Annotated in this window: 16 protein-coding genes and 1 pseudogene; 5 read left to right on the top strand and 12 right to left on the bottom strand. The window is 69.6% G+C overall.

Going from position 1 to position 24434, the window contains the following annotated elements:
• Positions 1 to 2: 2 nt before the first annotated feature.
• The 4 genes and pseudogenes from ABZX96_RS19460 to ABZX96_RS19445 all read right to left on the bottom strand — a co-directional run bounded on the left by ABZX96_RS19460 (position 3) and on the right by ABZX96_RS19445 (position 3063).
• Positions 3 to 1685: a TIGR02677 family protein gene (locus ABZX96_RS19460; protein ID WP_355545951.1), complete on the bottom strand. Its 1683-nt coding sequence runs from the start codon at positions 1683 to 1685 to the stop codon at positions 3 to 5.
• A 173-nt stretch (positions 1686 to 1858) separates the two neighbouring features.
• Positions 1859 to 2026, bottom strand: a complete 168-nt coding sequence (locus ABZX96_RS19455; RefSeq protein ID WP_355546069.1) for a DUF397 domain-containing protein — start codon at positions 2024 to 2026, stop codon at positions 1859 to 1861.
• A 3-nt stretch (positions 2027 to 2029) separates the two neighbouring features.
• Positions 2030 to 2179, bottom strand: a pseudogene (locus ABZX96_RS19450) (DUF397 domain-containing protein); the annotation flags it as partial.
• Entirely contained in the window at positions 2176 to 3063 is an 888-nt protein-coding gene (locus tag ABZX96_RS19445; protein WP_355545949.1) for a helix-turn-helix transcriptional regulator, read from the bottom strand. The pseudogene ABZX96_RS19450 and the gene ABZX96_RS19445, both read right to left, overlap by 4 nt.
• 147 nt (positions 3064 to 3210) lie before the next feature.
• On the opposite strand from ABZX96_RS19445, the gene ABZX96_RS19440 reads away from it, so the two are divergent.
• On the top strand, positions 3211 to 3714 hold the full coding sequence (locus ABZX96_RS19440) for an ATP-binding protein (protein WP_355545947.1): 504 nt from the start codon (positions 3211 to 3213) through the stop codon (positions 3712 to 3714).
• A gap of 161 nt (positions 3715 to 3875) precedes the next feature.
• On the opposite strand, the gene ABZX96_RS19435 is transcribed toward ABZX96_RS19440, so the two are convergent.
• From ABZX96_RS19435 to ABZX96_RS19425, 3 genes are all read right to left on the bottom strand, one after another.
• A complete protein-coding gene (locus tag ABZX96_RS19435; protein ID WP_355545945.1) occupies positions 3876 to 4130 on the bottom strand; it encodes a beta-Ig-H3/fasciclin in 255 nt (84 codons plus the stop codon).
• 389 nt (positions 4131 to 4519) lie between these two features.
• Positions 4520 to 7243, bottom strand: coding sequence for an HAD-IC family P-type ATPase (locus tag ABZX96_RS19430; protein ID WP_355545943.1), 2724 nt, complete (start codon positions 7241 to 7243; stop codon positions 4520 to 4522).
• A 132-nt stretch (positions 7244 to 7375) separates the two neighbouring features.
• A complete protein-coding gene (locus tag ABZX96_RS19425) occupies positions 7376 to 8503 on the bottom strand; it encodes a polyphosphate kinase 2 family protein (protein ID WP_355545941.1) in 1128 nt (375 codons plus the stop codon).
• Positions 8504 to 9470: 967 nt separating this feature from the next.
• Here ABZX96_RS19425 and ABZX96_RS19420 point away from each other — a divergent pair.
• Together ABZX96_RS19420 and ABZX96_RS19415 are read left to right on the top strand one after the other, a co-directional pair.
• Positions 9471 to 9890 carry an SHOCT domain-containing protein gene (locus tag ABZX96_RS19420; protein ID WP_355545939.1) on the top strand — a complete coding sequence of 140 codons (420 nt, stop codon included), beginning with the start codon at positions 9471 to 9473 and terminating at the stop codon, positions 9888 to 9890.
• Positions 9891 to 10093: 203 nt separating this feature from the next.
• Positions 10094 to 11818, top strand: coding sequence for an alpha/beta-hydrolase family protein (locus ABZX96_RS19415; protein WP_355545937.1), 1725 nt, complete (start codon positions 10094 to 10096; stop codon positions 11816 to 11818).
• Positions 11819 to 11896: 78 nt separating this feature from the next.
• On the opposite strand, the gene ABZX96_RS19410 is transcribed toward ABZX96_RS19415, so the two are convergent.
• From ABZX96_RS19410 to ABZX96_RS19390, 5 genes are all read right to left on the bottom strand, one after another.
• Positions 11897 to 12640 (bottom strand): CPBP family intramembrane glutamic endopeptidase, encoded by a 744-nt coding sequence (locus tag ABZX96_RS19410; protein WP_355545935.1) that lies wholly within the window; start codon positions 12638 to 12640, stop codon positions 11897 to 11899.
• Positions 12641 to 13270: 630 nt separating this feature from the next.
• A complete protein-coding gene (locus tag ABZX96_RS19405) occupies positions 13271 to 15547 on the bottom strand; it encodes a DUF262 domain-containing protein (RefSeq protein ID WP_355545933.1) in 2277 nt (758 codons plus the stop codon).
• Positions 15548 to 16495: 948 nt separating this feature from the next.
• The gene (locus ABZX96_RS19400) at positions 16496 to 17824 is read right to left on the bottom strand and encodes a TRAM domain-containing protein (RefSeq protein WP_355545931.1); all 1329 of its coding nucleotides are present in this window, start codon (positions 17822 to 17824) and stop codon (positions 16496 to 16498) included.
• A gap of 348 nt (positions 17825 to 18172) precedes the next feature.
• Positions 18173 to 20224 carry an APC family permease gene (locus ABZX96_RS19395; RefSeq protein ID WP_355545929.1) on the bottom strand — a complete coding sequence of 684 codons (2052 nt, stop codon included), beginning with the start codon at positions 20222 to 20224 and terminating at the stop codon, positions 18173 to 18175.
• A 446-nt stretch (positions 20225 to 20670) separates the two neighbouring features.
• The gene (locus ABZX96_RS19390) at positions 20671 to 22662 is read right to left on the bottom strand and encodes an NAD-binding protein (protein ID WP_355546067.1); all 1992 of its coding nucleotides are present in this window, start codon (positions 22660 to 22662) and stop codon (positions 20671 to 20673) included.
• A 390-nt stretch (positions 22663 to 23052) separates the two neighbouring features.
• On the opposite strand from ABZX96_RS19390, the gene ABZX96_RS19385 reads away from it, so the two are divergent.
• Together ABZX96_RS19385 and ABZX96_RS19380 are read left to right on the top strand one after the other, a co-directional pair.
• Positions 23053 to 23721, top strand: coding sequence for a TrkA family potassium uptake protein (locus ABZX96_RS19385; protein WP_355545927.1), 669 nt, complete (start codon positions 23053 to 23055; stop codon positions 23719 to 23721).
• Positions 23718 to 24389 (top strand): TrkA family potassium uptake protein, encoded by a 672-nt coding sequence (locus ABZX96_RS19380; RefSeq protein ID WP_355545925.1) that lies wholly within the window; start codon positions 23718 to 23720, stop codon positions 24387 to 24389. The genes ABZX96_RS19385 and ABZX96_RS19380 overlap by 4 nt, the downstream gene beginning before the upstream one ends.
• Positions 24390 to 24434 lie beyond the last annotated feature (45 nt).

The raw sequence follows: 24434 nt of genomic DNA, 5'->3' as shown, positions 1-24434 counted from the left end.
GGTCACGTCACCTCCCGGTCGGGGACCTGATGAACGTCCTGACGAGGGGAAAGCTCGTGACCGACATCCTGACGAGGGACCTGCTGACGTGAGACCTGCCGCACGTCCTCGGGCGCGGAGGCCCGCCGACCGGACGGCATCCCCTCCCCCACCAGATCAACGATCTCCACCCGATGATCCGGCCCCCGGAACACCCCATCCGGCGTCTTGATCTCCGCCGTCCCCCCGTCCTCCACCACCGTCAGCCGGATCTCCATCGACCCGTCCCCGCTGGTCGCGACGGTCCGCTTCATCCCCGGCCGCCACGTGGACAGCGCGTCCCCCAGCAGCCGCAGGAACAGCCCGAACGCGGCCGGGTCCAGCTCCCCGATCTCGGACAGCCGCGTCTCCCCGTCCGTGGCCAGCCGCGCCCGCGCCTCCGCCGTCTCCCGCACCTGCCGGGCGGCCAGCTCCGCGAGCCGGCGCTTGGCCTCGCCCCGGTCCTCCACCCGCCGCGGCTTGCCGCGCCGCTCGTAACTTCCGGTACGCCGCAACTGCGGACTGATCCGGACGGGCTCCGCCTCCGCCCACGACGTGGACGGCGCCACGGGCTCGGCCTCCCGCGCGTTCAACGTGTCCGCGTTCACCGTCAGGTGCCGCGACGCGTGCAATCCGAACGCCACCCGCCACAATCGGTGCCGCGCCGCGTCGTCGGGCGCCTGCGCGAACAACCGCGCCAGCACCCGGAAGTCCGCCGACCGGTCCGAACGCCCCGCCCGCCGATCGTTCAACTGCCGCACCACGGCCAGCAACTGCGGGATCGCCCCCAGCGCCCGCCCCCGCAGCAGCCGCGCCTGCGACTCCCGCCCCTCCTCCGACACGAACCAGTCCGCGAGCCCCGTCCAGCGCCCCCGCCACCGCTCGTACGCCACCGCCTCGGCCCGCTCGGCCTCCTCCGGAGCCGCGTCCGTGGCCTCCCGCACCGCCGCCAGCCGCAGCAGCGGACCGACCCGCCCCTGATCCTCCAACTTCCCGATCAACGCGGCGATCCGCCCGCCCAAAGTGATCAGATCCTGGATGAACCGCTCCAGGTACTGAATCAACCGGTCCTTGTACGCGAGGAACGCCTCGACCTCCACGTCGTGCAGATCGATCGCCCGTTGCAACGACCCCATGAAGGCCCGCGCGTTTTCTGCCAACGCCCCGAACCGTCCCGTCAACGCCGACAGCGCCAGATGCGCCTTGGCCGGATCGGGCTGGTCCTCCGACGCGATGACGAGCAGCGCCCTCAACTGCGTGACGATGTCGTGCAACGCCACCGTCTGCAGCTCACCCCGCCGCCCCAACGCCTCGTCATACGCCCCGAGCGCCGCCTCGGCCGCCTCGCCGGCCTGGGTGAGCTGATAGATGAACCGCTTCCGGTAGAAGTCCTCCACCGCCGTGACCCGCGCCGTGTCCGGATCCGCGCGCAGATTCCCCCACCCGACGAGCTTGTCCAGCGCATCGGTCACGGCCTCCAACTCGGCGGGCCGCTCTCCCGACGCCAGCGCCGCGTACACATCCTCCGGCCGCAAATGCACCGCGAACCGCTCCTTCGCCTCCAGGAAGGTCCGCATGACGCTGCGGTAGAGCACGGTATTGGGAACGGTGAGGTGCGCGAACGGTGCGTAGTCGGCGCGCTCGTGTGCGGAAGGGTGGCTCGTCATCGGGCGTCATTGTCCATCGGACGGCGGGGGCGGCGTCGTGGGGATGGCCGGATTGGGTGGGGTGGCGGGGGGTGTGGCAGGAAGGTGACGCCTTGGCAGGATCGGCATGTGCCATGACGTGCGACTGCCCCCTCGGCGTCCCGCGCCGAGGGGGCAGAACTTCGCGCAAGGCCCTATTGGGCCACGAAGGTGATGAATGTGGCCCAGGCGGTGGGGGTGACGGTGAGGCCGGGGCGGGCGGTGTCTTTGGAGTCGCGTACGTGGATGGCGTGGGGGCAGGGTGCCATCTCGACGCAATCGCCGCCGTCTCCTGCGCTGTGGCTGGATTTACGCCACGTCATGGCAACTTCTACGCACTCGCCGCCGTCTCCAGTGCTGTGGCTGGACTTTCGCCACTCAAGCGCCACCTCGACACACTCACCGCCGGCTCCACTGCTGTAGCTGCTCTTGAACCAGGTGAGACCCGGTTCTACGTCAAGTCCCACAAAAGTCATTTCTCCCCCAGCAGCCTCTCAATGAAGGCAAGCGATTCCTGCGGAGTGAGCCCTTGAGCGCGCAGAATCCCATACTGCTCCTCGAACTCCCGCACTGCACTGCGTGTCGTGTGAAGACGGCTATCTGTGTGCGCTTCCACGTAAGCGAACCTGCGCCCCTCCTTTGTCTCGATCAAGGTGAACGGTCCACCAAGAGCACCGTGCTCTTCTCGCCCTGTTGGCATTACTTGCAGTTCGACATTGCGCTGCTGCCCAACGAGGAGAATCTGCTCCCACTGTTCCCGCAAGGTCTCTACGCCGCCAAGTGGGCGTCGGAGTGTGACCTCCTCAATAACGAAGCTGATCGTGGGCATCGGCCTCCGCATGAGGATCTCCTGGCGAACCAGCCGAGCAGTCACGCGCTGGTCGATCATTTCCTCGCTGAGCAACGGTCGCCACATTCCGAACACCGCGCGCGCATACTTCTCCGTCTGCAACAGCCCTGGCACAGCCTGGTTCGCGTACACATGCAGCTCGACCGCTTCCGCTTCCAGCCTCGCCGCATCCCGGAAGAACGCCGGATAGTGCGCCCGCGCCACCTCCTCCTTCATCTCCTTCAGGATGCCGCCCGCGTCCACCACCTCGTCCACCTGGTCGATGAACCGTGGAGGCGGGACTCGCTGCCCTTGCTCGTACGCGGCGATGGTGGACACCGAATAGCCCGTCATCGCCCCGAGTTCCGTACGTTCCAGCCCGGCCCGCATCCGGAAGCGCTTCACTTGGCGCCCGAAGGCCCGCAAGACACCCCACGACTCCTGCCGCCCCAACCCCCTCCCGAGTTCCGGCTCCGGGCCGGGGCCTGGCTCCTCGTCCGCCGGTCGTGTTGGTTCGCTCAGGGGATTCATGCCCGCACCACCTCCACCGGCCAACGCGGCCCCGCGTCCGCCGACACGCTCAGCCCCGCCCACTCTCACAGGCCGGACACTGACGGCAACCGCCCGTAAGCGGTTCGTGTCTGGCCACGCTAGGGCCGCGACGAAAGCGTGGGCCACGTGAACAGCGAAACTTCCCCCGCCCCGGGGACTCCCCCGCGTTCCCCGCGATCAGCCAGCACGTCCCAGCAGGCCCGTGACACCCACACGGCCCGCCAGGCCCGCGAGTTCTCCATGCGCTTCACGTCCTCACCGCGCGGCGCACGCCTCGCCAGGCAGCTTGTCTCGTGCCGACTCGACGCCTGGGGCCACCCGTACACCTGCCGCGCCAACGAAACGCTGACGCAGATCACCGCCGAACTGACCGCCAACGCGGTACGGCACGGGCATGTCGCCGGACGGGACTTCCACCTACGCCTGATCGCGACCGCCGACACCCTGCGCGTCGAAGTCACCGACACCCGCGCCGAACGGATGCCGCCCGGCCGCCTCCACCAGCCGCAGGACGACGCCACCTCCGGACGCGGCCTCCTCATCGTCGCGCGGCTGGCGACCCGGTGGGCGGTCACCCCGCGCACGGAGGCGCCCGGGAAAACAGTGTGGGCGGAGGTGGGTCTGCGCTGAGAAGCACTTCGTGGTGGCTGGATTCCGCGGGTAAACGTGTGTGGCCGTCGTCCGGGAATATCCCGGGCGACGGCCACACCGGAGCACCATGATTGACCGCGCTTTCGCGATACGGGCGTCTCGGACTCAGAACCATTCGGTCTGGATCCGGGGCACGGATCTCAGCACACAGCCGTGCGGTCGTACGTGCCGTAGCCCGAGTAGCGCCAAAGTTTGCGGGTACCGTCCCGCATGGTGAAGCAGGGGCTGTCGGAATCTCCGGAAATGACCACCTGCACTCTCATCGTCCGGCCGCAGTAGTTGTTGAGCAGTATTTCGAGAGTCGCGCCTTCCCCGTGCACGTACCGCTGGATACAGGAGGGCGCCGTGCCCCCCGCCATGACACCTGCGGACGCGGCCGAGGCGGTTGCGGGCATGATGGTGAACGCACATGCCATCGCTGCCGCCGTGGTCGCGATTTTGCCACCCCTACGCATGATCTTTCCGTCCTTGTCCATAGGTTCTTTCGGCGATACAAGCAACCGTGAACGGCTGCTTTCGAGCCCACTGCCGAAACCGCCCGGCAACATTGCCTCGGGCCGGCTCGCCCTCGCGTCGAGCGGTCGCTGTTCGGCCATCCGGACTGCTCAGCAGCTTGCTCACGCCGATCAGGCAGGGCAAGGTCAGCACGCTGTCCCGGACAGCGTGCTCCTGTCCGGCCTGGTCAGCGCCCTGTCCGGATTCCGTACCGCGCGGCAGGAGTCGGGGTGTCCGCGCGGTGCGTGGCCGCACCACTGCGGTCCGTCCCCGAGCCTCCCTACGGCCGTCACCTGACCTTCAGCCGCCCACGAGCCACGAACTTGCCCAATTCCCAAAGGAACAGCAGGCCAACGGCAGGCACGAGGGACCACGCGAAATGCTTCATTCCGAGGTCGGTGGTGCCCAGCAGGCGGTGGAAGATGTCCATCTGCGTGATCGCCACGGCGAGGAAGAATTCGATGAGCATCGCCCGGTTCATCTGCTTGCTGTCGAAACTCGCGGTCGTCAGCGCGGTGCCGGTCTCGCTGCGGCATTCGAGTGCCGCGACGATCAGGCACAGGTCGAAGGCGGTGAACGCGATGGAATTGCCGAGCGCGAGGCTGTCGAAGAGGGACTGGCCGATCTGGATCACGCCGAGCAGGCCGATGCTGATGGCGAGACCCGCCAATCCGACCGTGACCATCACCCTTGTGGTGAGTACGCGCTCGCCGCGCGGCCGTGGCTCGCGGGCCATGAGGTCCGGGCTTTCCCGGTCGAAGCCGAGGGCGAAGCCGAAAGCGGCGTTGACGAAGAAGTGGATCCAGAGCACCTGCGCGGCGGTGAACGGTTTGCCCGCGGCGATGTTGAACAGGGTGGCGCCGAGGAACGTCAGGACGAAGACGACCAACAGGACCAGCACGAAGCGGATGTACTTGGTGAGGTTGTCGTAGATCTTCCGGCCCTGCTCGACCGCGTAGACGATGCTGGCGAAATTGTCGTCGGAGAGGATCACCTGGCCCGCGTTCTTGGCCACCTCCGTGCCGGATCCCATGACGATGCCGACGTCGGCTGCCTTGATCGCCGGGGCGTCGTTGACGCCGTCCCCCGTCATGGCCACCACGTCGCCCTTCTTCTTCAAGGTGTCCGCCAGCAGCACCTTGTGTTCGGGCGCGACGCGGCCGAGTACCCCGATGTGCTCGATGGCCTCCAGTCGTTCGTCCTCGGACAGGGCGGCGAAGTCGGCGCCGAGAATGGCGTCCCCTTCGATGCCGAGCTGTTCGGCAATGGCGGCGCCGGTGGTGACCTCGTCGCCGGTGACCATCCGGACGCGGATCCGGGCCGCCTGCGCGGCGGCGACCGCGGCCCGCGACTCGGCCCGCGGCGGGTCGACCATCCCCACCAGGCTCGTCATCCGCAGCTCGGTGACGTATCCGAGGAGGTCGCCGGCGGGGTCGAACCGTTCCGGGTCCAGGTCGCGGACCGCGGCGGCCATCACGCGCTTGCCCTCCCGGGTCATGCGGTCCTCGTGCGCCTGTATCCGCTCGCGCAGGTCCACGTCCCACGGGAGGCTCGTGCCGTCGTCGCGGAGCGCCGTGGCCGTGCGGGCCGTCACCGCCGGTGCGGCGCCCTTCACGAAGCACCGTACGACCGGCCGCCCGGAGGCGTCGGCCGCCGAGTGGAACGTGGCCATCAGCTTGTAGGTCGGATCGAACGGCAGAGTGGCCAGCCGGGGCAGGCGCTCGCGAGTGGCGTCGATGTCCAGACCGGCCTTGTGGCAGAGGACGATCAGCGCGCCCTCGGTGGGGTCCCCGACCACGTCGCCGTCGACGAGTACGGCGTCGGAGGCGACCAGGTATGGCAGAACCGCCTGCTCGATGGTGACAGAACTGCCAACGGCGTGGTGCACCTTGCCTTCCAGGCCGTAACCGCTGCCGGAGACGGTGTAGCGGTCCGTCGGCGTCACCACCTCCACGGCCGTCACCTGGTTCATGGTCAGGGTGCCGGTCTTGTCGGAGTTGACGGCCGAGGTGAACCCCAGAGTCTCCACCGATGGCAGTTCCTTCACGATCGCGTGCGATTTGGCGAGATTGACGGCACCGATCGAGAGGATGGTTTGTGCCACCGTGGGCAGCGCCTCCGGGATGGCCGCGATGGCCAGGGCGATGGCACTCACGAACAGCACGTCCCATGCCTCGCCGCGGCTGCGCCCCAGGGCGAACATCGCGATCATCGTCAGCCCGGCCGCCGCCGCGATCCAGAGAGTGAGCCGGTCCAGCTCCTTGTCCAGCGGTGAGGCCTGCCTGGGGGTGGCGGAGAGCATTCCGGAGATTCTTCCGATTTCGGTGCCGGCTCCGATGGCGGTGATGACGACGATGCCGCTGCCGTGCGTGACGGGCGTGTGCATGAACGCCATGTTCGACTGATCCGCCGGGCCCTGCCGTTCGCCGGACAGCGTCCGCGCCTCCTTGGCGACGGGCACGCTCTCACCCGTCAGCGCCGCCTCGTCGATCTGCAGGGAACTGGCCTCGATGACGCGGCCGTCCGCCGGTACCTCGTCCCCGGCCGACAGGAGCACGACATCGCCGACCACCACCTGTTCGGCCGGGATCTCGGCTTCCCTCCCGTCCCGGCGCACCCGGGCGGACGCTTTGATCATCGACTTGAGGGCGTTCATGGCACTCTCGGCCTTGCCGGCCTGCCGCATACCGATAACCGCGTTGAGCACCGTCAGGACCAGCAGGATTCCCGCGGTCCCCCACTCCGCGACCACCAGGGACACCACGGCGGCGGCCACCAGGATGAGTTGCATGTAGCTGCGGTACTGGGCCAGGAACCGCCGCCAGCCCGGCTCGGGCGCCTCCGCCGGCAGTACGTTCGGGCCGTCGCGGGCCAGCAGTTCGGAGGCGCGCGCCGTGGACAGCCCGGCGGCCGGGTCCACCCCGAGAGCCGCCGCGACCTCCTCCGGCGACCGCGCGTACCACCGTTCGGGCTCGACTGCTCGATGGTTCCGAGCACCTGTCTCCACAGCCATCGTGACTGCCTCCGCTCCGGTCGTTCCCGGACTGCGCGCTGTGCCTGTTTGCTGGTCTTGTGCCTGTTTGCTGGTCCTGTTTCCTGAGCCTGTTTGCTGTCCCTGTGCCTGGCCCTGTCCCTGTTCCTGGCCCTATCCCTGGCTCTGCTTTTCCCGCCGGTTCTTCCTGCCGTTCTTTCCGCCGTTCTTTCCGGCCTCCTTTCCGCCGCCCTTTCCGGGCTCCTTCTTTCCGTCCTTCTTTCCGTCCTTCTCGTGTCGCTCGTGGCTCTTGGCGGCCACCGATGCCTTGTACGGATCCGCCGGGGCGCCCCGAGGCGCTTCCTTCTCCAGCTCCTTCTTGGCTTTCGCGAGCTCTCGACGGGCCGGTTCGCTCATCTCCGGATAGTGCGGGCCGATGTCGATCAGCGTGTGCGCGAGCACGGCGGCGGCGCAGAGCCGCGCCAGCCACTTGCGGTCCGCGGGCACGACGTACCACGGAGCCCAGGGGGTACTGGTGGCGGAGAGCATCTGGGAGAAGGCCCGCTGGTAGGCGCCCCAGTGCGCGCGTTCGCGCACATCGGCCGCCGAGAACTTCCAGTTGCGATCCGGCACGTCGATCCGCTTGAGGAACCGGATCCGCTGCTCCTCTTTCGACAGGTTCAGAAAGAGTTTGACGACTTTGAATCCGTTCTCGGCGAGGTACCGCTCCCAGGCGTTGATCTCCCGGTAGCGCCGCGCCCATACGTCGCCGTCCTTCGTGGCCCCGGGCAGCTTCTGCCGGTCGAGGTTCTCCGGGTGCACCCGCACCACCAGGACCTCTTCGTAGTGCGACCGGTTGAAGATGGTGATCTCGCCGCGCCGGGGCAACTGACGCGCGTAACGCCACAGGTAGTCGTGGTCGAGTTCCTCGGCGGAGGGCACTTTGAAGTTCGCCACCCGTACGCCCTGCGGGCTCATTCCACTCATCACGTGGCGGATCGTCCCGTCCTTGCCACCCGCGTCCAGTGCCTGCAGACACACCAGGACGCCCCGGGTCTGCTCGGCGGCAAGCCGCCGCTGGTACTCGGCCAGCAACTCGATGCCTACATCCAGAAGTTCGACCCCGTCCGACTTCTTCGCGATGCCCGCCCGGAACCTGGGATCGAAGTCCTGCTTCAGATCCACCTCCGATCCAGGAGGGACCCGCAGCTGTTCGATGAACGTCTCGATGCGTTCGGCCGTCGAGTCGGCCGTCGAGTCGGGTGTCGAGTCGGTTGCCGCATCGGCTGTCGTGTCGGTCATCCGCGGTCGGCCCTTTCGGTGTGGGCGTGCCCCGGCCGGGTACCGGCCGCGGGCGGGCATCCCCGTCGGCGGCTGTTCCTGCCACGTCACGACGCGGACACGGGCGGGGCTCCCGGACCGGGCCGACGGGCGGGGGAAGGCAGGCTCACGAGCACCGGTCGTCCGCCCCGGCCCGTCCGGCCCGTCCGGCCCGTCACGCGCCGTCGGACACGTCGGAGCAGCCCTGTACCAGGGCGGTCAACGGGCTCCGCCACGTCAAGCACAAGGCAGAACGACGAGAACGACGAGAACGAGGCAGGGCACGGGCTCGGACGTCGCGTCGCCGCCCGAGTACCGGGCCGGTCCCCGCCACGGCCACGACGCCGCTGCCGATCCGAGGCGCGGCGGCTGTTCCGTCTCTCCCGTGCTCGGCGCGCTCGCACCGTGTCGACGGTGAATCCTGCCGGTGCATGTGGCATCACCTGCCGCCCATCCCGGGACGCACGTCGGTCGGTGACCGGGCCGCCGAGGTCCGGGGCGGCAACTGTAGGGGGAGCGTACGGCGGACCGTCCGCTTGAGGAACACCGTTCGACTCCCCCCGTCGGCGGGCGACAACGCCGTTCACGACCGCCCTCGCGGCGCCCCCCAGCCACGCCCGACCCGTCAGAACGGGCTCGGACCACCTGCCGCGTTCCGCCCCCCGGGTGCCGCAAGCACCGGACGCCTTCCCCGAATCCGGACCCCGCTGTCATTTGGCCCATCCGGCTATGGCTCCTTCCGCTCGGGCGCCCTACCGTCGGCAGCGGACGGACCCAGGACCCCGGCCGTGAAGACCCGCACGCCGGTCGCCTGCCACCGGAACGAGCCCGCGCACGCTCTTCCGCACCGCACATCCCGCTCGGAGCACCGCCGCCGACCCGCCCGGCCCACTGTCGCTGCGGTACGGCCACACCAACGCGGCGGTAGGGCAATCGGAAGGAGAGCACCATGAGCGGTTCCGTCACCCTCGCGTACGACTATCCGCTGCTCGGCGTTTTCTGGACCACGTTCTGGCTCTTCATGTGGGTGCTGTGGTTCTTCCTGCTCTTCCGCATCATCGGCGATCTCTTCCGCGACGACGCGCTGAACGGGTGGGCCAAGGCGGGCTGGATCGTCTTCGTGGTCGTGCTGCCCTTCATCGGCGTCCTCATCTACGTCCTCGCCCGGGGACGCGGCATGGGCCAACGCGAACTGAACAGGGCACAGGCCCAGCAGCAGGCTTTCGACGCGTACGTACGCCGGACCGCGACGCCGGACACACCCCGCGCCACGCAGGCCGACGAGCTGACGAAGCTGTCCCAGCTCAGGGAGCGCGGCGATATCTCGGACGACGAGTTCCAGCGGGCGAAGGGCAAGATCCTGCACTGACTTCGGCGCCCTCGCGCCGACTCCGGTGTCCTTGCGCCGACCCCGTTGGCCTTGCGTCGGCTTCGGTGACCTCGCGCCGACTTCGGTGACCTCGCGCCGACTTCGGTGACCTCGCGCCGACTTCGGTGACCTCGCGCCGACTTCGGTGGTGGCGACGGTCGTCGTCCTGGTGAGGCGGTCTGGTCTTCCGAACGGAGGTAGCCATGGCCGGAGACACATCGGATTCGCCCGCCGAGCCGGCCCCTCGTACGGACACCGCGGCAGCAGGCTCCGGTCCGGAACCGAAGCCTCGTAAGCGCCGCCGGGGACTGTGGTCCGTCACCCTCCCCGGGTGCTGGGGCGCGCTCCTGTTCGGCTGCCTCTCCTTCACCCCGTCGCTGCTCCCGCGCGGCGGCATCCTGCAGGGCCTGATCTGCGGCATCGACGCGGCCCTCGGCTACGCGGCCGGGGTGCTCGCCGCGCGGGTGTGGCGCGCGTTCGCCGATCGGGATCCGCGCCCTCCGCGACGCAGGTCCTGGACGGTCCTCTTCCTCGGCGCGGCCGTCCTGTTCGGCCTGTCCTTCGGCTTCGGGCAGTACTGGCAGTACCGGATCCGCGAGCTGATGGGGGTTTCCGACTACAACGTCCCGCTCGCCGTGGTCTCCCCCCTCGTCGCGGCGCTGGTCTTCGGCCTCCTCCTGCTCACCGCGCGCGGCGTCCGCGGCCTGTACCGCCGGCTCGTCCGCCTGCTCAAGCGCTGGATCGGTCCGCGTGCCGCGTCCGCCGTCGGCTGGATCGCGGTCGCCGCGCTCGTCTGGGCCCTCGTCACCGGCCTGCTGCTCGACGGCCTGGTCGGCCTCGCCAACAACGCCTTCTCGGTCCGCGACACGACGACCGAGGAGGGGGCGCACCGGCCCACGACGACCCTGCGTTCCGGCGGGCCGGGGTCGCTGGTGCCGTGGGACTCGCTGGGCCTGCAAGGACGCAACTTCACCGGCACGGGCCCTTCGAAGGGCGCCATCGAGAAGTTCACCGGCCGCCCGGCGACGGAACCGATCCGGTCCTACTCCGGTCTGGCGTCGTCGGACGACACGGAGTCCCGCGCGGCCCAGGCGGTCGCCGACCTGACCCGTCAGGGCGGTTTCCGGCGCGCGAACCTGCTCGTGATGACGACGACCGGCAGCGGCTGGGTCGACCCCGCCGCGGTGGACACCTTCGAGTACCTCAGCGGCGGCGACTCCGCCACCGTCGCGATCCAGTACTCCTACCTCCCGTCGTGGCTCTCCTACCTCGTCGACCAGTCCAAGGCCCGCGAGGCGGGCCGCGCCCTCTTCGACGCCGTCTACGACACCTGGTCGAAACTGCCGTCCGGCAACCGCCCCCGGCTGTTCGTCGCCGGGGAGAGCCTGGGGTCCTTCGGCGGCGAGACCGCGTTCAGCGGGGAGTACGACCTGCGCAACCGCACCGCGGGCACCCTGTTCGCCGGTCCGCCGGCCTTCAACACGCTGTTCCGGGAGTTCAGCGACCACCGTGACGCCGGCAGCCCCGAGGTGCGTCCCGTCTACAAGGGCGGACGAACCGTCCGGTTCACCAACGACCCGGCCGAGAAGATCCCCCCGGCGGACCGGCCCTGGAACGGCACCCGCGTCCTCTACCTCATGCACCCCTCCGACCCGATCGTCTGGTGGAGCCCCCGCCTCGTCTACGCCGAACCGGACTGGATCGGCCAGCACCCGGGCGACGACGTGCTCGAACAGATGGTGTGGCTGCCATTGGTGACCTTCTGGCAGGTCACCGCGGACCTTCCGTTCGCCGCCGACGTCCCGAGCGGCCACGGCCACACCTACGTCACCGAGTACGTGGACGCCTGGCACGCCGTGATGCGGCCCGCGGACGTCACCGCACAGGACCTCGACCGCCTCAAGGACATCATCGCGGCCGACAAATGACCGCTGACCACGCACGGAACCAGCGTCACACCGTCCCGCAGCCTCACACCGGTCCCGCAGCCTCACAGTCCCGCCCGGTCAGCGCAGCAGGAAGCCGGCCAGGTAGCCGAACGCGTTGACCGCCCAATGCAAGCCCATCGGCGCCAGCAGGCTCCCGCTGCGGCGGCGCAATTCGCAGAAGAGCACGCCCGACGCCCCGGTGAACAGCACCGCCGCCACCACGGCGACCGCCGCCCCGAGCGCGGAACGGCCGAACAGCGGCGTCAGCGCGGGCTTGTCGGTCGCCAGCCCCAGCGACGGCAGCACGTGCCACACCCCGAACAACGCGCTCGACACGGCCGTCGCCCACACCGTCCCCCCGGCTCGGCGCACCAGGCCGTACAACACCCCCCGAAAGGCGACCTCCTCCAACAGCACCGTCCCGACCGGCACCGTGACCAGCACCCGCCACGCCACCTGACCACCACTCAGCCCGCCATACCGCTCGTCCGCGAACAGCCCCCGGGCAACCGGCAGCAACGCCGCCCCCGCGTACCCCACCGCGACCAGCCCAACCAGCACCACCGCCCACCGCGCCCCGCGCTTCAGCGACGCGGCACCCAGCCCCGCATCCGCCCAGGTACCTCCGGCCCAAAACAACACCACCAGCAGCACCACACAGACCACGACGGCGGTCGCCACCCCGAACGACGGCGCCCACCGCCCATTGACCAGGTTGGCAACCACCAGCACGGCCACCGTGACACCCACGGCCACACCCGTGCCCATCGGCCGCACCACACGCCCGGCGCCGCCGACCGAACCGTTCCCCTTCCGATTCACGGCAGGTCCCTGGGGAGGCTGACACCGGCACATCGATGGCGGTGCGCCGGTCGTTGCGCCCATCCTGCGGCTGGCGAGGGGCGGGGTCCAGCGGGTCCGGGCGGCGGAAAGCCGCCACAGCCAAGGTCTCGCGGACGGCGGACGGCACGGGCCCGGCCCACCCATCTCTACTCGTCGGCCTGAGTTCTGCGGTTCCGATTCAGGCGGGGTCGGGAGCGCCGCCCTGCCCACTCCAAGATCACCACGCACTCCACATGCCGCGTCACCGGTATGACGTCGCCCTGTACCGGTTATGGAAAAGCGCAGATCACAGTGATCCATCGATTCTCGCCCCGGCTTGTCGGCGCCCGGAGCGCCAGACGAGCGTCACGGCCGACAGCCTGCGCTTGCTCCTTGCCGACCACGCCCGCCATGCCCCGGGCCATGACGTGTCCATGTAGGTCGACGAGGAGGCCGGAAGGACCGACCGGACGCCCCCGGCGCCGTCCGCCGATGTGCCCAAATGTGCAGGTCGCCACACCGTCTGGTGAGTGGACTCCCAAGACTCTCGACAGCAACCGGACCGTGGTCCACACCAGGGATAGACCCGAGGTCGTTGCCCTCCGGTCGGAGGGCCGGCCACAGGGACACTCATCCCCAGTGTTCCTCCTGGTAGCGCAGGAGGTCATCGCCGTGGAGTTGCTTGGTGGCGTTGCCGACCCGAACCCAGAAGTCGGTTGCGCTGTTGCCGCCCTTGGCGGGCTTGGCGAACACCGGCTTACCTGCCGCGGCAACGCTGATCTGACAGACGACATTGCCGGAAATCTCGGGGAAGCGTACGCGGACGGTGGTCGCTGTCGGGGTCGACAGGCTGCTGTCGAGGAGTTGGCGTACGAAGAGCTCATACCCGTCGACGCTGGCCTGCGACTCCAGAGTGGTGAGGTCGTTCTCGATGCCGAGGACTGCTCCGTCGTCGGCAACACCGATGAACAGGTTCCCGCCCTCGCCGTTCAGAAAGCCGCAGACGGCCTTGACGATGTTGTGCCGTAGGGACTTGTCGGCCTGCCGAGTGTGCACGTTCCAGCGGGCGCTGGCCTTGAACTCCGTGCTCTGGGACTCGCCGGCGGCGATCATGTCGGCCGGAGTGGTTGGGACGTACGCGGGCCGCTCCCTCGTAAGGGTTTCGAACGCTTCCCGCACGACCTTGGCGATTAGCTGGCGCCGCCGTTCCAGGAAGGTGAAATAGTCGAGCTGTTCCCAGCCGACCGGGAGCGCGTGCCACCGTACCTGCCGCTCAAGGACCTGCGGATCCATCGCGTCCGTGATTCTCGGCCAGTAGTCATGTGGTGCGTCGGTGTTGGACAGTTCGTCTGCCGGCCACGTCACGTAGGCCATGTTGGCGATGGCATTGACCTGGCGCCGGTCGGTGATACCCATTCCGGCGAGCACCTTGCGGTGGAACAGGTTGCCCCGGTCGACAGCCTTGGCGGGTTGAACTGAGGGGTCCAGCAGCTCACGGATTCGTTGGTCACCGAAGAGCATTTCGGCGTCGAGGATGTTGAGCGCCGCCTGGTAGGCGAAAAGCACCGGTGAACGTGACGAGGATGTGTCCAGCCGGTTGGGCAGGGAGATCTCCCAGTAGTCGCCGGTGAAGTTCGCTGCGATGATCCGGTCGAGTTCCGCGGTGAAGGCTCGGCCGTCCCCTGACGGCAAACTGCCGATCCTCCCCAGGTCGAACTCCATCTGTGACTCCGGCGAGTTGGAGTACCGACCGGTTGTATGCGCCATGAAGAACCACCGTCCGATCACGGGACGGAGTTCATCGGCCGTCAGTCCGAAGTCGTGGCGTCCGATCAGCCAGAGCGTGTAGCTGTAGAGCAGGGCGTTGTCGGAGGTGATCATCTTGCGACTGCGGAAGCCGGCCGCCGTGACGCACTGGAAGAACCCATGCCAGCTGGTCAGGTCCAGGACCTTCGTGTGTGCTTGGGCGAGCCGGTCGAACTGCTCCTGCCGTCGAGCGGCGGTGGCCTTGCCGGTTTCGAGATCCTTTCCTCGCAGGACGCTATAGACGTGCTGCAGGCGGGCGCGCCGGAAGGCGACAGCGACGGCTACGCGCAGCAGTTGGTCCGGGCTGGGGTCCAGAAAGGCATTCCGAGGGCTCGGACCGGGGAGTCCTACGACCACCGCGCCGCGACTGAAGTCTTCAAGCTGGCGGCGGCCCTTCTCCCAATGCACTGACATCAGGGTCAGGATGAAGTCGGACTGGTTGAGCTTCACGCCTTCGGAGTTGATGCGCACGAAGATGTCGGCGACCTGCTCCTCGTTGGCCGAAGCACCCAGTTCCACAACCTGAAAGCGAAACTCATGCAGGTCCCGGACCCTGTCTATGCGTTCTTCGAGCTCATCCTTGGCAGCGTCCGACAAAGGCTGCCCGCTGGCCTGTTCAAGCCGTTGGAAGAACTGCCGGACGGTGGGCTTGTAACCGCCTTGGGCCCAAAGCGCGGTGATGTCCGGTATGAAGTGGGCGTCACGCTCGATCGCCGCGTCCGTGACCTCGAACGTCTGGTCCTCCGGGTGGAACGCGATGCGAATGTTTATCTCGTCGAAAGACTTAGTGACGATCTTGCGCCCGGTCAGGACGGCGAACAGGGCGGTCAGCCGCTGCTGCCCGTCAACGACCAACATCTGAGGTGCTCGATCGCCGGCTTCCGTTCCGATCTGCCGTGCCCCTACCTCAGCGCCGGTCTCCCAGAACATCAGCGTGCCGATCGGGTAGCCCCGATACATCGAGTCGAAGAGATCGCGGGTCTTCGCCGCAGACCAGACGAACGGGCGTTGCATGTCTGGTAGTCCGATACGACCGTCTTCGATGTTCTCGATCAGGTGCCGGAGCGTGTAACCAGTGTCACGGTACAAAGTGGGTGGCACAGCCGAAGGCTCCTAACGTCCGAGGGCAACTGGTCGACGGAAGCGGTCATGGCGTCGGAACAGCACCCAGGTTAGCCCGCGTCACCCTGACCGAGCGGCACCGCTTCGGTCCGGTGGTGATGCGGCTGGCCAACTGCTGCCGCTTCATGCAACGTTCGCCTTGTCTCCGTGATCGACCGGCCGGGACTTGGCGATGTTCTTGATCTCCCGCCGCTCGGGCAGCGAGAACTTCCTCGGACGCCCGCCCGCGCACCTTGGATCTCGGCGCTCGGGCTGCCGGTGAAGGTCAGGACCTGATTGAATTCGGCGATCTCACAGAACGAGTCCTCAATGTGGGCCTGGATGTCGAGGCGATCGCTCGTTGGTCCCGCGTAATCGAACCAGATTCTGCATCCAGACTGGCCGTGGGCACAGCTGCGGCCTCGTATGTCCTCCGTGAGCTCCAGCCCGCACCCGGGGTGCGTCAGGTCCGCGATAAGCCGGTCATGGTTGGTGAGGTGCCGCTTGGCATAGGTCAGGCGGAATCCGAAGGGGGCGTTCTTGGTGAACCCGGCCATGTCCAGCCAGTCTGCTCGGGACCGGAAGACGAGAAGGCGACGCAACAAGCCGCAGCCCAGTGCCGCTGGCTTCCACCGCTCCTGCGCGTACCACGCGGGTAAAGGCTACTCGTCGGGCGTCAGCCCCCGATGGCGAAGCGGTGACGGCCAGCCGTGCTGCGCTGCGTGCCGTTGCCGGATTTCCGCAGCCCGCGTCCACGAGTGCTCCGCTGGGGCCAGCAGTTCCGCGCAGGGCGTCATCCACCCTCGGCCACCTCATTCGCACGCGCCACCCCGGCAGGGCCTGACCTGCCCTGCGGAGTGTCGGACACCCCACCAGGTGAGTGTCATTGCAACGTGAAGTTATCGCCTGCAATGCCCACACCGCACAGCGCGCGGGCAAAAATGCAGGTCAGGAGCGCTTCCCGGCCCGCTCCAAAATCACCACGCACTCCACATGCTGCGTCACCGGAAACAGATCGAAAGCCCGCATCCGCCGCGGCACATACCCCGCCCCGCCGAAGTACTTCAGGTCCCGGGCCAGCGCGGCCGGGTCGCAGGCCACATAGGCGATGCGGCGGGCGCCCAGCCCCGCCAGGTGCTCCACCGTCTTCTTCCCGGCCCCCGCGCGCGGCGGGTCCAGGACGATCAGGTCGACCTTGTCGATGCCGGTGCGCGGCAGGATCTGTTCGACCTTGCCGTGTTCGATGCGGACGCGGTCCAGGTCCTGGAGGTTGTGGCGGGCGTCTTCGACGGCGCGCTTGTTGGATTCGATGCCGAGGACGGCGCCCTTTTCGCCGACGCGGTCGGCCAGGGCGCCGGCGAAGAGGCCGACGCCGCAGTACAGGTCGAGGGCCATGTCGCCCTTCTTCGGCATCAGGCCCTGCATGACGGCCTCGACCAGGAGGTCGGCGGCCTTGGGGTGGACCTGCCAGAAGCCGCCGGAGCCGACGCGCCAGGTGCGGTCGGCGGCGCGTTCGCGGACGAAGGGGCGGCCGTGGACGCGGTGGACGCCGCCGTCCTTCTCGTGGACGCGCATCACCGAGACCGGCTTGTCCAGTTCGACGATGGGGAGCCGGCCGCCGGGGGTGGGGGTGAGGATGACCTGGCGGTCGTTCGAGCCGGTGGCGGCGATGGCCTCGACGGTGGCGATCTGCGGCCAGTCGCGCTTCTCGACGCCCAGCTCCGAGACCTCGGGGGCGGCGATCAGGCAGTGGTCGATGCGCTGGACCTCGTGCGAGCGGTGCTTGCGCAGGCCCGCGTGGCCGTCGGCGTCGATGGCGTACTGGACGCGGGTGCGCCAGGCGGGCACCTCGCCCTTGGCGACCTTGTCGCCGGGCGCGGGCTCGACGGTGCCGTCCCAGCGGGCCTCCTCCGGGGTGAGCCCGGCCAGTCGTTCCAGCTGCTCGGCGACCACGGCGCCCTTCAGGCGGCGCTGCGCGCCCGGGGCGACGTGCTGCCAGTCGCAGCCGCCGCACTTGCCGGGGCCGGAGAAGGGGCAGGGGGCCGGGACGCGGTCCTTGGAGGGGGTGTGGATCTCGACGGCGTCGGCGCGCAGGAAGCGGGCGCCCTCCTCGCCTTCGGTGACGCGGACGGTGACCCGCTCGCCCGGGAGCGCGTGCCGGACGAAGAGGACCTGTCCGGCGTCGGTGCGGGCGATGCAGTGGCCGCCGTGCGCGACCGGGCCGACCTCGACCTCGTACTCCTCGCCGACCAGCGACTTCGTGGGTTCTGTCTGCATGGCGGGAGGGCTCCTGGGGTGGGTGGGGCGGTACGGGTGTGGTGCTGTCCGCCGCGTGATCGCACGCAAACGGCCAGCCGTCGATTCTACGTGGCTTGGTGGGGGAAACGGCGCCCCGCCCGCCCGGACCGGGGATGAATACGGGAAAGCGCCCACCAGCGCCCACCAGGAGGACGAGCGAATGGCGGGCCGCGCCCCGTTCGCCGCGAGCACGGACGGGGGCAGGGAGACACGAGCACGGGCGGGGGCAGAGAAAACAGCGCCCCGCCCGGCCGCTGACGCATACGGAAAACGGCGCCGCGCCCACCGGAAATCCGGCAGGCGCGGCGCCGTCATGGAAAGCCGGGGCTACTTCTTCGTCCCCGTCTTCTCCTTCTTCGGTGCCGACACGGGGCCGCGGCGGACGGCTCCCGGTGCGTTCCACTCGGCGCGCTTGCGGGCGCGCTGCTTGGCGGCTTCGGAGGAGTCGAGCTGCCAGGGGACGGAGGTGACCATCACGCCGGGGGTGAACAGCAGGCGGCCCTTGAGGCGCAGGGCGCTCTGGTTGTGGAGCAGGTGCTCGTACCAGTGGCCGACGACGTACTCGGGGATGTAGACGGAGACGGCGTCGCGCGGGCTCTCCCGGCGCAGCGACTTGACGTAGTCGATGATCGGGCGGGTGATCTCGCGGTAGGGGGAGGCCAGGACCTTCAGCGGGACCTCGATGCCGCGGCGTTCCCACTCGTCGCGCAGCACCTTGGTCTCGGCCGGGTCCACGTCCACGCTGACCGCTTCGAGGGTGTCCGAGCGCATCAGCTTGGCGTAGCTCAGGGCGCGCAGGGTGGGCTTGTGGACCTTGGAGACCAGGACGATGGAGTGGACGCGGGAGGGGCGTACGGCCTCGTCGCCGGGGACGTCCTCGGCGGCGATCTCGTCCGCGACCCGGTCGTAGTGGCGGCGGATGGCCGTCATCGTCACGTAGAAGATGACCATGCCCAGCACCGCGACCCAGGCGCCGTGCGAGAACTTCGTGACCAGGACGACGACCAGCACCAGGCCGGTGAGCGTGGCACCGAAGGCGTTGATGGCGCGGGAGCGGTGGATCTTGCGGCGGGCGGTCTGGTTCTTCTCGGTCAGCAGGTGGCGGTTCCAGTGGCGGACCATGCCGATCTGGCTGAGCGTGAAGGAGACGAAGACGCCGACGATGTAGAGCTGGATCAGGCGGCTGGAGTCCGCGCCGTAGATGTAGACGAGGACGGCGGCGGCGCCCGCGAGCAGCACGATGCCGTTGGAGAAGGCCAGCCGGTCGCCGCGGGTGTGGAGCTGGCGCGGCAGGTAGCGGTCCTGGGCGAGGATCGAGCCGAGCAGCGGGAACCCGTTGTACGCGGTGTTGGCGGCCAGGAACAGGACGAGCGCGGTGGCCGCGGCCAGGACGATGAACAGGAACGTCCCGTCGCCGAAGACGGCGGCGGCGACCTGCGAGATCACCGGGTTCTGGGTGTAGCCGGGGCCGACCGGGACGCCGTTGTGCAGCAGGTCGGTGGCCGGCTTCTCGGCCATCTTGACGTTCGTGGCCATGGCCAGGGCGATGATGCCGCAGAACATCGTGACGGCCAGCCCGCCCATGAGCGCCAGCGTGCTCGCGGCGTTCTTGGACTTGGGCTTGCGGAAGGCGGGGACGCCGTTGCTGATGGCCTCCACGCCGGTGAGCGCGGCGCATCCGGACGAGAAGGCGCGCAGCAGCAGGAAGATCAGCGCGAAGCCGGCCAGGCCGCCCTGTTCGGCGTGGATGGTGTAGTCCGCGGTGGGGGCCTTCATGGTGTCGCCCATGATCAGGCCCCGTACGGCACCCCACACGATCATGATGAAGACGCCGGCGACGAAGACGTACGTCGGGATGGCGAAGAGCTTGCCCGACTCCTTCACGCCGCGCAGGTTCATCAGCGTCAGCAGGGCGATGATGATGACCGCGCAGAGCGTCTTGTGCTCGACGAAGAAGGGGATCGCCGAGCCCAGGTTCTCCACTCCGGAGGAGATGGAGACGGCGACCGTCAGGACGTAGTCGACCAGCAGCGCGCTGGCGACGGTGAGTCCGGCCTTGGGACCGAGGTTGGTGGTCGCGACCTCGTAGTCGCCGCCGCCGCTCGGGTACGCGTGCACGTTCTGCCGGTAGGACGCCACGACGGTGAACATCAGTACGACGACCGCGACCGCGATCCACGGGCTGAAGTGGTAGGCCGACACCCCCGCGACGGACAGGACGAGCAGCACCTCCCCCGGCGCGTAGGCCACGGAGGAGAGCGGGTCGGAGGCGAAGACGGGGAGTGCGATGCGCTTGGGGAGAAGGGTTTCTCCGAGCTTGTCGCTGCGCAGTGCGCGCCCGATCAAGATGCGTTTGGGCACGTCGGTCAATTTGGACACGCAGAGGATGCTAAGCCTTCGTCAAGGCGCTCGCCCACCCGCCACCCGGACGGGTGGCCACAGCAGAACCGGAAGTCGCTCACGCGAACTGCTTCTCGAAGATCATACCGCGCGCGGACCTCTGTCGGCCACCAGTTCGGCACACGTTCTTTGCACGCCCTTCGCCCCCGTCCCATGGGCGCTCAGGGGCATACCAACGTGGCTCCGCCCTCGCCGAGGGCGTCGGCGCCGGGGTCTTCGCGGCGGGGCGTGCGATCCCCGGTCGCGCGCCCGGCGCTCTCCGAGCGTGAGAGCGCGGGAACGGCGCGTGTCGCGCCGGGCTGCACCAATCTTTACTCGATCCTGATGCGTCATTAACGCCATCCTGGCGGGCGGACGCCTTGGTGGACGCCCGGGCAGAGTCTGGGCAGACCCCTTGGCGGAGGGGCGCGCCACCCCCGCCCCCCTTACCCCCGCCGTCCCCCCTGCCCCACCCGGCCGCCCCGCCCCGGCTCCGGCCGGTTCCCCTCGGTGGCGGGCCGACGCGCCAGGAGGTCGCCGAGCCCCTGGCGGGTGACGGCCAGCAGGACGCGGTCCTGGGGGCGCAGGACGTAGCCGGGGCCGAGGTCCCGGACGAGCAGGGCGGGCGGGCGCGAGCGGTCGCCGTCAGCAGGTGACGGCACGGGGGCGTCGGGGGCGGAGGTGTCCACCGCCAGGACGCGCAGCCGCCCCGGCTGAAAGACCTCGCCGACCGTCCGGCCCTCCAGCGCGGCCTGGCCTCGTACCTCGACGCGCGCGATCAGCAGCACCCGCCGCTCGACGGGGACGGCCCCCAGGATCTGGCGGCCCATCATCGCGCCCGCGAAGGCGGGGGCGGCCAGGAAGGTGACGCTGCGGCTGCGGGTCAGGGCGCGCGGGTGGGCGGCGCGCAGGGTGCGGTAGACGGCGGTGGCGAACCGGTCGTCGAACAGCCGCAGCGTCACCCGCAGCCGGGGCTGGACCGAGCGGGCGGACAGCGCGACCTCCAGGTTGGTGGTGTCGGAGCTGGTGAGGGCGAGGAGGCTGTGCGCCCGGTGGATCTTGGCGGCCTCCAGGACGCCTTCCTGGGTGGCGTCGCCCAGGACGGTCGGCACGCGCAGCCGCCGGGCCAGCGCGACGCCGCGCGCCTCCGGGTCGGCCTCCACGCACACCACCGGGATGCCCATCTCGTGCAGCCGCGCCAGCACCCGGGTCCCGACCTTCCCCAGCCCCAGCAGCACCACGTGCCCCGACAGCCCCCGGGGCGGGCGGCGCAGGGTGGAGGCGCTGCGGAAGGTGCCCAGGCCCTCCAGCGCGGCGGCCACCAGGACGGGCAGCAGCAACAGGCCGGTGAGGCCGGAGAGGAGCTGGAGGATCTTGCGGGGGACGGACTCGCCGATCGCCGGTTCGTTGATCGCGAAGAGGTCGAGCAGCGAGAGGTAGGCCGCGTGCAGCGGGGAGTCCCCGGTGGTCAGGGACGAGGCCACGGCCAGCGCCAGCACCGCCCCGACGAACCCGGCCAGCGACCAGCGCAGCCGCCGCGAGAACAGCGACCGCAGCGGCGCCCCGCGCCCGCCGAGCCCGCGTAACCGGCCGCCGTTCGACGGGCCGCCGCCGTAGGCGACGTTCTCCAGGACGACGGTGCCGCGCCCGGAGGCCGTCGCCGCCGTCTGGTCGTCGGGCAGCAGCACCGGGCCCTCGTCCGGGCCGTTGGCCCCCGCGGGCGCGTCGCCGGCCGCCGGGTCGTGCGCGGCGGCGGTCAGGACGGCGAGGGTGCACAAGGGCGGGCCGCCGCGGCCGGCCGCGCCCGGCGGGCGCTCCACGGCGCGCAGCAGCAGGCCGTCCGCCTCGATGACCTTGCTGGTCCCGGCCACCGCGGTGGCGACCAGCGCGGGCGCCACCGTGTCGGCGTCGGACAGGATGGTGGTGGACGCGTCCGCGCCCCCGGTGTCCTCGCCGTCCGGGGCGCCGACCGCCGCCGCCTGGTCCAGCAGCGCGGCCAGGTGCTGGCCGAGTTTGCGGTTGTAGAGGCGGATGACGAGCCGCAGCCGGGGGTTCAGCCGCCGGGCCCGCAGCGCGGCGTGGATGTTGGTCTCGTCGTCGTCGTAGACGAGCGCGAGCGCCTCGGCGGCGCCGATCCCGGCCGCGAGCAGCGTCTCGTCGTCGGCCTCCGGCGCCTCCATGATCCGGACGAGTTCCTCGGGCGCGGTCTCGCCGGTGGTGCTCGCGCCCGCGTCGGCGACCGGACCGGCGGACGTGCGCACGGCGGCCGACACCCGGCCGAACAGCGCCTGCGCCCGCCCGAGGCCGCGCAGCGACGGGGGCACCCGGGGCCGGGAGACCTGGGCGGAGGGGACGACGAGGGTGACGCGCTCGCGGTAGACGTCGGTCAGCTCGGCGGCGAGCCGGTGCGCCAGGGCGTCGTCCCCGCAGACGAGCAGGTGCGAGGCGGATGGGCCGGAAGGTGACTGCTGAGGCAGGGTGGACACGGTTCGTAGCGTGCCGTATGGGCGCGGGGCGGCGCAGCGGAATTGGTGACGGTGCGCTCGCGTCGGCGCCGTCGCCTCTTGTGAGTGTCGGCCGTCTCCGACGCGTGCCATATGAGCGACGTACTGATCGATTACCGAACAGAAGGCGACCACCGGCGCAAGGGAACTTACTCGAAGCCTATGCACTCTTGTCGCGTTCTTAACGCGCGAGTGGGCCCGCCGAGGGAACCGCGGGGCCGGGCCGGTCCGTATGCCAGGTAGCGTGGTCGCCGAACGGACCGGGAACACACCAGGTCAAAAGCAACCGGGTCACAGCACAGGAAAGGTGCGAGGTAGGGGCCGATGCACATCGTCATCATGGGGTGTGGGCGCGTGGGTTCCGCGCTCGCGCAGACCCTGGAGAGCCAGGGTCATACGATCGCGGTGGTCGACCAGGACCCGACCGCGTTCCGCCGGCTGGGCTCCTCCTTCGGAGGCCGCCGGGTGACCGGCATCGGCTTCGACCAGGACACGCTGCGCGAGGCGGGTATCGAGGAGGCCGGGGCGTTCGCCGCCGTCAGCAGCGGTGACAACTCCAACATCATCGCGGCCCGGGTGGCCCGCGAGATGTTCGGCGTGGAGAACGTCGCGGCCCGGATCTACGACCCGCGCCGCGCCGAGGTCTACCAGCGCCTGGGCATCCCGACCGTGGCCACGGTCCGCTGGACGGCGGACCAGATGCTGCGCCGGCTGCTGCCCTCGGGCGCCGAGCCGCTGTGGCGCGACCCGAGCGGCGGCGTCCAGCTCGCCGAGGTGCACACCTCCCCGGCCTGGGTCGGCCACAAGATCAGCAAGCTGCAGGAGGAGACCGGCGTCCGCGTGGCCTTCCTCACCCGCCTCGGCGAGGCGATGCTGCCGAACTCGCAGACCGTTCTGCAGGACGGCGATCTGGTGCACGTCATGATGCGCACCGAGGACGTGGAGAAGGTCGAGGCGGCCTTCGCCGAAGGGCCCGAGGAGGGACGAGCATGAGGGTCGCCATCGCGGGCGCCGGCGCGGTGGGACGTTCCATCGCGGGCGAACTGCTGGAGAACGGGCACGAGGTCCTGCTCATCGACAAGGCGCCGACGGCGATCTCCGTCGAGCGGGTGCCGCTGGCGGAGTGGCTGCTGGCCGACGCCTGCGAGATCACCTCGCTGGACGAGGCCGCGCTCCAGCGCTGCAACGTCGTGATCGCCGCGACCGGTGACGACAAGGTCAACCTCGTCGTCTCCCTGCTGGCCAAGACCGAGTACGGCGTGCCGCGCGTGGTCGCCCGGGTGAACAACCCGAAGAACGAGTGGCTGTTCAACGAGGCGTGGGGCGTGGACGTCGCCGTCTCCACGCCGCGCCTGATGTCCGCGCTGGTGGAGGAGGCGGTGAGCGTCGGCGACCTCGTCCGGCTGCTCCGCTTCAGCCACGGCGACGCCAACCTGGTCGAGCTCACCCTGCCCCCGGAGGCGGCGCTGGCCGGGACCCGGGTCGGGGACGTGCAGTGGCCGGAGGACACCTCTCTGGTGACGATCATCCGTGGCAACCGCGTCCTGACCCCGAACAAGGAGGACGCCCTGGAGGCGGGCGACGAGCTGCTCTTCGTCGCCGCCCCGTCGCGCGAGGAGCAGCTGGAGGACCTGCTGTCAGTGCGGCGCGAGGACGTCTGAGGGACGGACGGCAGCCCGTAAACAGGCGGCCGGGGCCCGGACACC

Source organism: Streptomyces sp. NPDC003077, from assembly GCF_040611095.1.
In the GTDB taxonomy this organism is placed as follows: domain Bacteria; phylum Actinomycetota; class Actinomycetes; order Streptomycetales; family Streptomycetaceae; genus Streptomyces.
This window is presented reverse-complemented; position numbering and strand designations above follow the sequence as displayed.

What these genes read in the sequence shown, in the direction of transcription:
- ABZX96_RS19380 (WP_355545925.1), top strand. Translation starts at nt 23,718, where the DNA reads ATGAGGGTCGCCATCGCGGGCGCCGGCGCGGTGGGACGTTCCATCGCG.
- ABZX96_RS19400 (WP_355545931.1), bottom strand. Translation starts at nt 17,824, where the DNA reads ATGCAGACAGAACCCACGAAGTCGCTGGTCGGCGAGGAGTACGAGGTC.
- ABZX96_RS19455 (WP_355546069.1), bottom strand. Translation starts at nt 2,026, where the DNA reads ATGACGTGGCGTAAATCCAGCCACAGCGCAGGAGACGGCGGCGATTGC.
- ABZX96_RS19460 (WP_355545951.1), bottom strand. Translation starts at nt 1,685, where the DNA reads ATGACGAGCCACCCTTCCGCACACGAGCGCGCCGACTACGCACCGTTC.
- ABZX96_RS19425 (WP_355545941.1), bottom strand. Translation starts at nt 8,503, where the DNA reads ATGACCGACACGACAGCCGATGCGGCAACCGACTCGACACCCGACTCG.
- ABZX96_RS19385 (WP_355545927.1), top strand. Translation starts at nt 23,053, where the DNA reads ATGCACATCGTCATCATGGGGTGTGGGCGCGTGGGTTCCGCGCTCGCG.
- ABZX96_RS19420 (WP_355545939.1), top strand. Translation starts at nt 9,471, where the DNA reads ATGAGCGGTTCCGTCACCCTCGCGTACGACTATCCGCTGCTCGGCGTT.
- ABZX96_RS19435 (WP_355545945.1), bottom strand. Translation starts at nt 4,130, where the DNA reads ATGCCCGCAACCGCCTCGGCCGCGTCCGCAGGTGTCATGGCGGGGGGC.
- ABZX96_RS19445 (WP_355545949.1), bottom strand. Translation starts at nt 3,063, where the DNA reads ATGAATCCCCTGAGCGAACCAACACGACCGGCGGACGAGGAGCCAGGC.
- ABZX96_RS19430 (WP_355545943.1), bottom strand. Translation starts at nt 7,243, where the DNA reads ATGGCTGTGGAGACAGGTGCTCGGAACCATCGAGCAGTCGAGCCCGAA.
- ABZX96_RS19415 (WP_355545937.1), top strand. Translation starts at nt 10,094, where the DNA reads ATGGCCGGAGACACATCGGATTCGCCCGCCGAGCCGGCCCCTCGTACG.